The following is a 10,795-nucleotide window of genomic DNA, read 5'->3' on the forward strand; positions in this document are numbered from 1 at the left end:
AAAAAGTTTTTTCTCTTGTGGGATGGGCATCTTGCCCGTCCGAAAATTTGCTTAAAAGGACTTTTGCAAGAAGTCTAATATCGATCCAGCCATTCCCGAAGATGAGGCTAATCAATTAATCGCCCAGGCAGAACAATTTTTAGAATTAGCACAACGCCTGCTGGAAAATCAGCCACCTGCTTAATGTTAATCGAGTTAAAATAATATCAATTACTATCGCCAGTGCTTATGTTTCCATTTAAATATCCCGTCCCTCAAACACAGCCACCCCGATCGCCCAGAGAAACGCTCCCCACAATGTACGATCTACCTAGCGAAAATGCGGAGGAAGCAGGTTTGCCCGATGAATTTCACGGCTTGCAACCGCAGTTGCTGAGCTATACTTTTCGCCCTTCCAGCTATCTCGCTTCCCAAATATTTAGCGGGGCTGACATGAATCTTTACTATGACGCGCGTCACCCGCTTTGGTACAAACGCCCGGATTGGTTTGGAGTTGTGGGAGTTTCGCGACTTTACGATGAAGTCGATATGCGGCTGAGTTATGTTGTTTGGCAAGAAGGTATTAATCCTTTTGTAGTTGTAGAATTGGTCTCGCCGGGAACTGAAAAAGAAGATTTGAGAGAAAATGATGGGCGGGAACTGCCGGCGGCATCTGATAGTTTAGCAGGTAACGGTCATATAAATCCCGAACCAAAAGATGACAAGCCTGCCCGAAAATGGGATGTTTACGAGCAGATTTTGCGCGTTCCTTACTATGTCGTTTTCAGCCGCTATACCAATAGAATGAGGGCTTTTAAACTGGAGGGAGCGCATTATCAAGAACTAGAGTTGTCAGACTCGCGGGTGTGGATGCCTGAGATCGATTTAGGTTTGGGTTTGTGGCAAGGTGAGTATCTGGGAGTCGATCGACTGTGGTTGCGCTGGTACGATTCTGAAGGCAATTGGATTCCCACTCCCGAGGAACGTGCAGAACATGAGCAACAGCGCGCCGAACATGAGCAACAGCGCGCCGACCAAGAACAAGAACGCGCCGAACTTGCCGAAGCTAGGTTAGAGTTTTTGATGCAAAGACTGCGGGAATCTGGCATCGATCCCGATCGATTCTTGAACAGTTAATGCTGAATATAGCGGGTTTTGTAGAAAGTGCGATCGCTCTTTTAATGAGTATAGGAAAAAAGGGCGCTCGACATTTTACTTACCTCAGCCTGACACACAACAATAATGCTCTAATTAAAATTGGTTGAGTGTTCGATTACTAGCTAAATAAAATGAGCCAAACTGTAGAAGAAAGTGTCCTCTAGCAACCAAAGCAATTAATTAAAAGTGCGTAGGTTGGGCACGAGCGAACGAACTTTCCGTTTCACTCCGCCCAACATTTTCGCTACAATTTTCCTTGATCCAAGCGTATTGGTCTATAATATCTTTAGCATCTTTTCGCTAAAAAGCAATTTATGGAACCTTTATCAAAAGAACGCTGTGCCGCCTGCCGCCCCAACTCTCCCCGCGTCACAGCTTACGAAATTGTCCAACTAAAACCTCAAATTCCCGACTGGAATTTCATCGAAAAAGATGGCGTTCCCCAATTAGAACGCACTTACAAATTCCCAGATTTCAAAAGTGCGATCGCCTTTACAAACAGCGTCGGCGAAGCCGCAGAAACTGAAGGACATCACCCCGCACTGTTAACCGAGTGGGGGAAAGTTACCGTTACTTGGTGGACTCACGAGATTTCTGGACTGCACCGCAATGATTTTATTATGGCTGCGAAAACAGATGCGATCGCCAATCAATTCCCAACATAAAATCAGACTTATCGGCCGATCGTAGTCTAAGAACTCACAGCTCCGGGTATCAGCGGTGAATGCAGTTGACTCGCATTCAAGAACTCCAGATTTAATCGGTAGCCGACATTTCGCACAGTTTGAATCAGGCTCGGCTGTCGAGGGTCGATTTCGATTTTTTTACGCAGAGAGAGTACGTGAGTGTCGATCGTCCGGGGGTTGTCGATCGCATCGGGCCACGCCCGACGCAGCAAATCCGATCGCGACAGCGGCACCCCTCCAGCTTGAGCCAGCACGTACAGCAAGCTAAATTCTTGAGGAGTCAGCTCGATGTGTTGCTCGTACAACCTCACTCGGCGCTGTACCAAATCAATTTGCAACAGCCCGCACTCCAGCGTCGCTGACGGTATCATCGTGCGGTTGCGCCGCATCAGAGCCTCCACCCTGGCCATAAACTCTTGCATCCCAAACGGTTTAGTCAGGTAATCGTCTGCCCCCGACTTCAAACCTTCAACAATATCCGATTCCGAATTCCGCGCCGACAGCATCAAAATCAGCGACTGCTGCTGCTGCCCGAGCCAGCGGCAAAATTCCAAACCGTCCCCATCCGGCAATTGGGCATCCAGAATGACTAGGGTTGGCTGGCGGCTGAAAAATATTTCCCTAGCGTGACTGATATCCGCTGACTGGTGCACCCAGTGACCGACTTGCTGTAGGTGCCAGCCCAAGAGCGATCGCAGGTGCGGATTCCCTTCAACAATTGAAATACTTGCAGATCCCACAGAGGCGAGCTTCCCTTATCACTAATGGCTACAAGGTTAACAGAGCTTTTGTCAAGGTTTTGTAACCAGCGCTACTCAAGCATTAGCTCCGTTTAAAGCGGAGAACAAACCGAGGGGATGAATTTTAAAGATTTGGTCAATTTGGGATCGTCAGCCCCCAGAAAGGTTAAATCATTCTGGCGGTGAGCTTACAATGAAAATAAGACAGTATAAAGCCGATCGACCCCATGCCCCAACCGCCTGCCAAAACCGATCCCCCCGACCCAGCCCCCATTCCCAGGAGGTTGACAAATCGCGCAACTGAAACTAAAATTCCTCCAACCGTTCGCTCGGTAGCCGGAACACTCACCCACTTTGACCGCAAAATTCAGCAACATCCCGACTCAATTAAACGCACGGCGAATTATCTAGGTGCGCGCAAAAAAATCGAGCCACTGCATTGCAGCGAGTGAAATTTTTTATGGAGCATAGTCCTGTAGGTTGATTTATTGAATTTTACTGAAAATAGCTGAATTATCTGCGCTATGAAAGCAGTAAGCATTATTCACCAATTGGATACCTACTCAACCCCAAGACAAGCGGCCGAACATTTTGGAGTTTGCCTGCACACGCTCAGACGGTGAGAGAATGATGGCATCATCAAAACCATCCGCACACCTGCGGGTCAACGACGATACTCAATTAATTCTTATGCCGGACAAAACAAAACCAACCTTAGAACAATTCTGTACGCCAGAGTCTCCAGTCTGCATCAAAAACCTGACCTTGACCGACAAGTTGCAAAATTACTGGAACTCTATCCATCAGCCGAACTCATTACCGACATTGCCTCCGGGCTTAACTTCAAAAGGCAAGGACTTAGATCCGTTTTGGAATCCGTCCGTACAGGCAATGTCGGCTCTATTATTGTTGCCCACAAAGACCGACTTGCCTTCTTTGGCTTTGAACTCATTGAATGGCTCTGTCAACTCGATGGAACAAAAATCGTGGTTCTCAACCAAGACAATCTTTCTCCAGAACGAGAAATGGTCGAAGACATCCTTGCCATTATTCACGTCTTTTCCTGTAGACTCTACGGACTCCGAAAGTATAAAACTAAAATCAAGGAAGATTCAGATTTATCCAGATCCCGCACTAGCCAAAATTTGGAAGACGTGGATGGCGGCAACGCGATATTGCTACAACCAGGCAATTTCTCAGCAAAAGCAAAACCGCTTAAGTAAGCTCAAATTGCGTAATAAAATTATGCAATCAGATTTGCCAAAGTGGGTAAAAGATGCACCGTGTCATATCAGGCAAAATGCTATTTTCGACGCTCACCGAGCATATTCTGCAAGCAAGGATGCCAAGTATCGAAGCATTCGCGACCCTCGCTCTACGGTTAAATTCAATGATGCTAACTTCATAGATGGGATGTGGTTCAAGTCAAAAGTTAAAGGGCTAAAGTTCACCACATCTGAACCTATTCCAACGTCTTGCAAATATGGCACTCAGCTCGTTTTGAATCGCGGTAACTGGTTCGCTATTTTTCCTGAAGAATATAACTCACAACCCTCAGAAGCTCGTTCAGCAATTGCTTTAGACCCCGGTATTCGGACATTTATTACGGGTTACGATTCGGCAAAAGTAATTGAGATTGGTAGTGGAGATATCGGAAGAATCACCCGCCTGTGTCAATATCTTGACGAGTTAATAGGAAAGATGGCTAGAGTATCTGCCAAACAACGAAGAGCGATGAGAAAGGCTGCGGGAAGAATCAGAAGTAAGATTCAAAACCTGATTGAGGAACTTCACAAAAAAGCTGCACACTTTCTAACCACAAATTACCACGTTATCTTCCTGCCAACATTTGAAACGTCTCAAATGGTGAGACGCGCCCAACGGAAGATCAATAAGAAATCAGCCCGTCAAATGCTGACATGGGCGCATTATCGCTTTAAGCAAATCATCAAACATCAAGCCGACAGAAATGGTTCGATTGTTGTTGATGTATCTGAAGCCTATACGTCCAAAACTTGTAGCAAATGCGGTCACATTCATCGCAAGCTTGGTGGCTCTAAAGTGTTCAAATGTCCGAATTGCCAAACGGTAATTGAACGAGATTTGAACGGCGCACGTAATATCTTGTTACGTGCTTTGTCGGATTCGACCTGTTCTGTCAGCGATGACGGGATTGCTATCGTTACATCTCCAGCATTGCACAGCTATGTAGAGAAATGTTCAGCGTAAATGAATCAGGGTAGCCTGTTGAGCAGGGTAAAAACTTTTATTTAGAAATAGCCTCAAGCTGAACCAATCAGCATCAATCGAGGCCGTTCCTAAATCCCGCCGTCATTATACACACCACAAAGGATTTCAAACTCACATCATGCTACAAGACACCCAAACAATCCGGCACTACCAAAAACTCACCGACGCCCTCGTCGAAATGTGGAATAGAGGTTATCGCTTCGATGACCTGCGGCTTTACTTAGATGGCTATTTAGCAGCCCTGCGGCATTCCAATAGTTTGGAACCTTATCTGATTCACAGATTAGAGGAAGAAGCAGCCCGTTACATTCACGACCCTTCCAATTTTGCAATGCCCCAGACACAAACTGAAGCAGACTACTATTAAATAGCAAATTCGGTTCGATAAACCTTTGATGAATTGGGAATTGGGAATTGGGAATTGGGAATTGGGAATTGGGAATTGGGAATTGGGAATTGGGAATTGGGCATCGGGCATCGGGCATCGGGCATTGGGAATTGGGAATTGGGCATCGGGAATTGATTGTTTGTCATTTCCTTCTTTTTCCTCGTTTTTCCTTCTTCCTTCTGCTATAAATCAACCTAATTCAACGTAATACCATGTCCGGTCGATTACCCTGATTTCTGTAGGGGCGGGTTCACCAATAATATTTGCCAAAAACGGACAATCTCAAAAACCCGTCCCGGCAATTGTATTATGGGCGATCGGACATGATATAAAACCCGATGGCTGTTATATCCCCGACTTCTTTAAGAAGTCGGGGATATGTTTGTTATGTCTAATTTAAGAAGCCAAAGCGACTTCTACAACTTGTTGCAATTCGCCCTTTTGATACATCTCGATCATAATATCCGAGCCGCCAACAAAGTCGCCGTTGATATAAACTTGGGGAATTGTCGGCCAGTTGGAATACTCTTTAACGCCTTGACGAATTTCTTGGTCTGCCAAAACATCAACTGTTTCGTAAGGCACTCCCAAAGTATTGAGAATTTGCACCACAGTATTAGAAAAACCGCACTGGGGCATCAACTTATTGCCCTTCATAAACACCATGATTTTGTTTTGCTTAACCAAGTCGTCAATTCTTTGATGTGCTGCTGTACTCATGGTAGCTCCTAATATTGTTTGAAAATTTTTAAACGTTGACTGACGCAGAAACCGGGTTTTTTACGAAAATCTTTCGTTACAGCCATATATTCCGGTTAAAAAACCCGGTTTATGCAGGTTTTTGTGCGTAAGTGGAGCAGTTGTATTTCAAGCAACTATTGACACCAGCACAAACTTGCGATCGACAATTGCCACTCAACAATTAAGCAACTTGACTTTTGGCTTCCCATTCTGCGGGAGTTAAAGTTTCCAAGCCCAAAGCGTGGATAGCTTCACTAGCCATTGCCTGTTTGAGAGCGCCGTAGACCAGTTGGTGCTGCTGTACTCGGCTTTTTCCTTCAAAGGCGGCAGAGACTACTCTCGCCTGGTAGTGGTCGCCGCCGCCGGTCAAATCGTCAACTTGTATTTTAGCGTCGGGCAACCCTGCCTTAATCATTTCTGCTACTTGAGACGGTGTAACCATTGGTTTCTGTGATAAACGGCTGTAATTTAGATTTTAGTGGAACTATTTTGTCGATGAGCTCGGTTGACTGCTGGCAGGCCGGGGAAAGGGCGAATCCACAAAACCCAATTCCAGTAACTGCTGGTAAGCTTTCTTGCCCAAGTCGCGAGTTGGCTGCTGCGATCGAATAATCTGAATCAGCAGGGGGACAGCCAGTTCGGGTTTATTTTGCGCCCGGTGTACCAACGCCAGCCGATAGGTAGCTTCGTCGCGCATTTGGGCTGTTTCTACAGCTTTGGTGCGGTGGCTTTCGGCCAAGCGGATGTCAATTCCGGCAAAACTGCTACCCAGTTGTTGGTAGAAGTTGGACAGTTGATTGAAAATTTGGCGGGATTCTTGGAGCTTTTGAATAGCGAGTGCGTAATTCTGATCGGAAATAGCACTGCTGGCTTCTGTCATCAAACGCTGGCCTCCCTGGACACTCAGCAGGCTGCTGTCTTGCGTCAGAGGGCGGAGATTGTTGGGGTCTGTGGGGTCGTCGGCGGGTTCGACTTGCGGTTGGTTCTCTGGCCCCGAAGGTTGTTGTGCTTGGACTTGAAGCGGTTGCAACAGGGTAAAAGCTGCGATCGCCCCGATCGTAATCCGGGCAGTGGAGCGAAGCCAGCAAACAGTTCCAGAGTATACCATGAAATTACTTTGCGCCTGTGCGCTTTAAAAAAATATTTAGCTTGAACCGATCTTACCATTGGCGATCGCAACCGGCTAAGTATAAACCAAATTTGTTGAAATGTCAAAGGGTGCGCGATCGGGCAAAAGGCTCTTGAGGAAAAATTCAAGTAGAGACTTGACAGGTTGTTCTCATTGTGAGAACATAGAGGTGTCGTTTAAAAAACGGTACTGGAATGAGACTAAAGTCCACAAGAAATCTTCTGAGTGCGATCGAACCCTACGGTGATGTCCCAAGTGCGATCGAATCCTGGTGCAAGGTCATGGAAGACAACGATTGGAAATCGCTAGAAGAGATCCGACAGGGGTATTCTAAATCGGTCGATCAAGTCTATGGATATACTATTTTTAATATTAAAGGTAAACATTATAGATTAATTGTACAAATTAACTATAGCACCGGATATGTACTTTTTAAGAAGTTTTTAACCCATGCCGAATATAGCAAAATCAACTGGAATGATGAAGATGAAGTCAAGCAAAAAATAGGTTAATCTTACCCTAAATACATCGGGAAATCCTTACAGATTCCCTGATGTATTCAATCAATAAATTAAAAACATTAACTCCAATGGTTAAAAGCATGACACCGAGAAACAAACACCCACCTCGGAGAAACTTCAGGACAATATTATTCCTGCTTTCTTCTTCCTTTTGTTGTCATAAAGAATTGAATGAACTATGAACATCACAATTGAAAAAATAGCTTACGGTCAACTGCTGGCGAAATCGCAGCCTAAGCCCATCCTGAACGAAGAAGATTACGATCTTGCCCTCGCAGAATTAGGATCTCTGATGTCCCAGGAAGAATTAACACTAGAAGAAGAAACTTTACTGAGTCTCTGGGGGCTGTTGATCGAAGAATACGAAGCCAAGTATTACCCAATTCCCGAAGCGACTCCCCGGGATGTTCTATTGCATCTCATCGAAGTTCGCGAACTCAAACAAGCCGATTTAGTGGGCGTGATTGGTTCCAAAGGAGTAGTCTCTGAGGTGGTTAATGGGAAACGGGCGATTAGCAAGGCGCAAGCTAAGGCGCTGGGAGAATTTTTTAATGTTAATCCTAGCGTGTTTATTTGAGGGGATTTGCTGAATCATTATTAATAAGCCTTTTACGGGCGGGCTAGAAGCCCAACCCCTACTCCCCACAAGAATAAAATTCAGTTTTTGTGGAACAGGCATCCTGCCTGTTCTTGAGAATACAGTAAGACTGGATTAAAATTAAACACAGGCATTTCTGATGACACAACCGATCGCACTTTCCGCGACTACCTTACAAAATTATCAAGGTATCGGAGTCCCCGATGAAAGTCTGGCAGTGATTTTGCAGCGCGGGGGCGATGAATTGCTGCTGTCAAAAGTTCCCAACCGCTTTACAGTCCGCCCCTCACCAACAGCATCAGCTTCAAACGATTGGGCTGCAACAACTGGGGCAAAACTCAACCGTCGCGTCGGCCAAACGAATCTCGAAGAATATCTCGTTGCGCCCTCTAGCCTAGAAGCAGCAATGCAAGCAGCCCGCGCCAGCGATGCTGTAGCTTTTGCCAGCCACGTCTATTGCCCCGCGAACAATCCGAGTACATTCTTTTATTTAACCGACCAAATTACGATTCAATTTGGCGAACAAGTAGACGAACAATCGCGAAAGTCGATCGCCAATGCAGCAGCTTTAAAAATAGTCCGGCCAGTAGAAGGAATTCCCAACACTTTCGTCTGCTTCGTCACCAAACAAGCAACAGAAAACCCGGTCAAAATTGCCAACCGCCTGACAAGATATCCAGAAGTTCTCGTAGCGGAACCCAACATTTTAGTAAAGACGCAGCAGCATTACACGCCCCGCGATCCGCTTTATCCCAAACAGTGGTATCTCAATAACAAAGGCGGCAACCAACTTGTCGGCGGCGCTCAAATTTATGCAGAACCAGCTTGGGACATGACTCGCGGAGTTCGATCGATCGTAATTGCGATCGCCGACGATTCAGTTGACATCACCCACCCAGATTTTCTAGGCCAAGGCAAAATCGTCTCACCCATTGATTTCAAAGACGGCGACACTTCCCCGATGCCAGTCGCAGACTCAGACAACCACGGTACAAGTTGTGCCGGCGTCGCCGCTGCTGAAGAAAACGGCAAAGGCATTGTCGGCGTCGCCCCCGGCTGCGCCCTGATGCCCATCCGTACCACGGGTTTTCTCGATGACGATTCTGTCGAAAAAATGTTTAATTGGGCGATCGAAAAAGGGGCTGCCGTCATTTCTTGCAGTTGGGGCCCAGGGGCAGTTTATTTTCCCCTTTCCCTGCGACAAAGTGCAGTCATCACCAAAGCAGCAACCCAAGGGCGGGGCGGCAGAGGCTGCGTTATTCTGTTCGCAGCCGGCAATGCCAACCGCCCAGTCAACGGTACTGTTAACGAACAAGGCTGGCCCAACAACGTCGTGGAGGGTCAAACTAATTGGCTGGCGGGATTTGCCGTTCACCCAGACGTAATTGCCGTCAGCGCTTCCACTTCCCTCAACAAAAAAGCAGCTTACAGCAATTGGGGCACAAGCATCTCGGTGTGTGCCCCCAGCAACAACGCGCCGCCGGGAACCTGGCTGCAAGAAACCGGATTTATCGGCACGCCGCCGGAGGTGACGCAGTATTTGCCCGGTTTGGGGGTGTTTTCTGCCGATCGAGTCGGGGTTGCCGGCTACGATTCGGGGGACTACACAAATACCTTTGGCGGCACTTCCAGCGCCACTCCAGTAGTCGCTGGGGTTGCAGCTTTGGTGCTTTCGGCGAACCCTCGTTTGACGGCGCGGGAAGTGCGGGGAATTCTCGAACAAACTGCTGACAAAATTGTCGATCCCGATCCCGATCCCCAGTTGGGCAATCGCATGGGAAATTACGATACTAACAACCGCCGCAGCGATTGGTTCGGTTACGGGAAAGTGAATGCTTTTAAAGCTGTGCAAGCTGCTGTGAGAAAGGGCGGCGGCAATCCGAATATCGGGGGTGCGATGTTCAGCGATATTTCTGGACATTGGGCACAGAAGTTTATTGAAACTTTGGCGGCGGCGAATATAATTAGCGGTTTTCCTGACGGTTATTTTAGGCCTGATGACAGTTTAAATCGCGCTCAATATGCGGCGCTGTTGGTGAGTGCGTTTAGTCCGATTCCGAGGGTGCCGGCTACAAATTTTATTGATGTTTCTGCTAGTTTTTGGGCGAGAAGTGCGATCGAACGGGCAAATCGGGCCGGGTTTTTGTCGGGGTTTCCGGGGTTGAAGTTCGGCCCGAATCAGAATTTGACTAAGAGTGAGGCGATCGTGTCTTTGGTTAACGGTTTGGAACTTAAGGGCGGCAATCCTGATTCTTTGAAAGTTTACACCGATCGATCTCAGATTCCTAATTTTGCTTTAAGTGCGATCGCCACAGCAACTGCTTTGAAGATTGTGGTTAATTATCCTTCCCGCGATTGGCTTTCGCCGCAGCGGGATATCACCCGCGCTGAGATTTCAGCTTTGATTTACCAGACTTTGGTGGCGATTAATCGGGCAAAGGCGATCGATTCTCCTTACATTGTCTAATGTCAATTGGTTTGTAGTGAGGACTTCCGTCCTGTCCCAGGTGCGTAGTCAGAACTTCCGTCCTCTTCCCCGCGAGGGGACAAGCAGCAACCAGCACGACACGGATACACGGAGGATAGCCAAAGTAGCCAATTAGCT

General features: G+C 47.0%; 13 protein-coding genes and 1 pseudogene. 10 read left to right on the forward strand and 4 right to left on the reverse strand.

Annotated elements, in window-relative coordinates:
• The first annotated feature begins 228 nt into the window (after nt 1–228).
• Nucleotides 229–1,116 carry a Uma2 family endonuclease gene (locus QUB70_RS29470; protein ID WP_332985203.1) on the forward strand — a complete coding sequence of 296 codons (888 nt, stop codon included), beginning with the start codon at nt 229–231 and terminating at the stop codon, nt 1,114–1,116.
• A gap of 335 nt (nt 1,117–1,451) precedes the next feature.
• Entirely contained in the window at nt 1,452–1,802 is a 351-nt protein-coding gene (locus tag QUB70_RS29475; protein WP_332985205.1) for a 4a-hydroxytetrahydrobiopterin dehydratase, read from the forward strand.
• Between the two features lie 26 nt (nt 1,803–1,828).
• On the opposite strand, the gene QUB70_RS29480 is transcribed toward QUB70_RS29475, so the two are convergent.
• Nucleotides 1,829–2,563 carry a response regulator transcription factor gene (locus QUB70_RS29480; RefSeq protein WP_332985206.1) on the reverse strand — a complete coding sequence of 245 codons (735 nt, stop codon included), beginning with the start codon at nt 2,561–2,563 and terminating at the stop codon, nt 1,829–1,831.
• Nucleotides 2,564–2,790: 227 nt separating this feature from the next.
• Here QUB70_RS29480 and QUB70_RS29485 point away from each other — a divergent pair, with 227 nt between their 5' ends.
• From QUB70_RS29485 to QUB70_RS29505, 5 genes and pseudogenes are all read left to right on the forward strand, one after another.
• Nucleotides 2,791–3,015, forward strand: a complete 225-nt coding sequence (locus tag QUB70_RS29485; RefSeq protein ID WP_332985207.1) for a hypothetical protein — start codon at nt 2,791–2,793, stop codon at nt 3,013–3,015.
• A gap of 72 nt (nt 3,016–3,087) precedes the next feature.
• Nucleotides 3,088–3,786, forward strand: a pseudogene (locus tag QUB70_RS29490) (IS607 family transposase).
• Complete coding sequence (locus QUB70_RS29495) at nt 3,707–4,792, forward strand: RNA-guided endonuclease InsQ/TnpB family protein (protein ID WP_442927852.1); 1,086 nt, start codon at nt 3,707–3,709, stop codon at nt 4,790–4,792. The pseudogene QUB70_RS29490 and the gene QUB70_RS29495 overlap by 80 nt, the downstream one beginning before the upstream one ends.
• Nucleotides 4,793–4,931: 139 nt before the next feature.
• Nucleotides 4,932–5,180 (forward strand): DUF6761 family protein, encoded by a 249-nt coding sequence (locus QUB70_RS29500; RefSeq protein ID WP_332985209.1) that lies wholly within the window; start codon nt 4,932–4,934, stop codon nt 5,178–5,180.
• Nucleotides 5,181–5,208: 28 nt separating this feature from the next.
• Complete coding sequence (locus tag QUB70_RS29505) at nt 5,209–5,409, forward strand: hypothetical protein (RefSeq protein ID WP_332985211.1); 201 nt, start codon at nt 5,209–5,211, stop codon at nt 5,407–5,409.
• Between the two features lie 188 nt (nt 5,410–5,597).
• Here QUB70_RS29505 and grxD read toward each other — a convergent pair whose 3' ends face one another.
• The 3 genes from grxD to QUB70_RS29520 all read right to left on the reverse strand — a co-directional run bounded on the left by grxD (nt 5,598) and on the right by QUB70_RS29520 (nt 7,050).
• Nucleotides 5,598–5,921 carry a Grx4 family monothiol glutaredoxin gene (grxD, locus tag QUB70_RS29510; protein WP_332985213.1) on the reverse strand — a complete coding sequence of 108 codons (324 nt, stop codon included), beginning with the start codon at nt 5,919–5,921 and terminating at the stop codon, nt 5,598–5,600.
• A gap of 202 nt (nt 5,922–6,123) precedes the next feature.
• Nucleotides 6,124–6,384: a BolA family protein gene (locus tag QUB70_RS29515; RefSeq protein ID WP_172192604.1), complete on the reverse strand. Its 261-nt coding sequence runs from the start codon at nt 6,382–6,384 to the stop codon at nt 6,124–6,126.
• Nucleotides 6,385–6,426: 42 nt separating this feature from the next.
• Nucleotides 6,427–7,050 (reverse strand): hypothetical protein, encoded by a 624-nt coding sequence (locus tag QUB70_RS29520; RefSeq protein WP_332985215.1) that lies wholly within the window; start codon nt 7,048–7,050, stop codon nt 6,427–6,429.
• A gap of 215 nt (nt 7,051–7,265) precedes the next feature.
• Between QUB70_RS29520 and QUB70_RS29525 the strand changes: the two genes are divergently transcribed.
• The 3 genes from QUB70_RS29525 (at nt 7,266) to QUB70_RS29535 (ending at nt 10,657) form a co-directional block, all read left to right on the forward strand.
• Nucleotides 7,266–7,583 (forward strand): type II toxin-antitoxin system HigB family toxin, encoded by a 318-nt coding sequence (locus tag QUB70_RS29525; protein WP_332985217.1) that lies wholly within the window; start codon nt 7,266–7,268, stop codon nt 7,581–7,583.
• Nucleotides 7,584–7,770: 187 nt separating this feature from the next.
• A complete protein-coding gene (locus tag QUB70_RS29530; RefSeq protein WP_332985219.1) occupies nt 7,771–8,169 on the forward strand; it encodes a helix-turn-helix domain-containing protein in 399 nt (132 codons plus the stop codon).
• 160 nt (nt 8,170–8,329) lie between these two features.
• Entirely contained in the window at nt 8,330–10,657 is a 2,328-nt protein-coding gene (locus QUB70_RS29535) for a S8 family serine peptidase (RefSeq protein WP_332985221.1), read from the forward strand.
• The last annotated feature ends 138 nt before the right edge of the window (nt 10,658–10,795 follow it).

The organism is Microcoleus sp. A003_D6, from assembly GCF_036702825.1.
GTDB lineage: Bacteria > Cyanobacteriota > Cyanobacteriia > Cyanobacteriales > Microcoleaceae > Microcoleus.

What these genes read in the sequence shown, in the direction of transcription:
- QUB70_RS29470 (WP_332985203.1), top strand. Translation starts at nt 229, where the DNA reads ATGTTTCCATTTAAATATCCCGTCCCTCAAACACAGCCACCCCGATCG.
- QUB70_RS29475 (WP_332985205.1), top strand. Translation starts at nt 1,452, where the DNA reads ATGGAACCTTTATCAAAAGAACGCTGTGCCGCCTGCCGCCCCAACTCT.
- QUB70_RS29485 (WP_332985207.1), top strand. Translation starts at nt 2,791, where the DNA reads ATGCCCCAACCGCCTGCCAAAACCGATCCCCCCGACCCAGCCCCCATT.
- QUB70_RS29500 (WP_332985209.1), top strand. Translation starts at nt 4,932, where the DNA reads ATGCTACAAGACACCCAAACAATCCGGCACTACCAAAAACTCACCGAC.
- QUB70_RS29505 (WP_332985211.1), top strand. Translation starts at nt 5,209, where the DNA reads ATGAATTGGGAATTGGGAATTGGGAATTGGGAATTGGGAATTGGGAAT.
- grxD (WP_332985213.1), bottom strand. Translation starts at nt 5,921, where the DNA reads ATGAGTACAGCAGCACATCAAAGAATTGACGACTTGGTTAAGCAAAAC.
- QUB70_RS29515 (WP_172192604.1), bottom strand. Translation starts at nt 6,384, where the DNA reads ATGGTTACACCGTCTCAAGTAGCAGAAATGATTAAGGCAGGGTTGCCC.
- QUB70_RS29520 (WP_332985215.1), bottom strand. Translation starts at nt 7,050, where the DNA reads ATGGTATACTCTGGAACTGTTTGCTGGCTTCGCTCCACTGCCCGGATT.
- QUB70_RS29525 (WP_332985217.1), top strand. Translation starts at nt 7,266, where the DNA reads ATGAGACTAAAGTCCACAAGAAATCTTCTGAGTGCGATCGAACCCTAC.
- QUB70_RS29530 (WP_332985219.1), top strand. Translation starts at nt 7,771, where the DNA reads ATGAACATCACAATTGAAAAAATAGCTTACGGTCAACTGCTGGCGAAA.
- QUB70_RS29535 (WP_332985221.1), top strand. Translation starts at nt 8,330, where the DNA reads ATGACACAACCGATCGCACTTTCCGCGACTACCTTACAAAATTATCAA.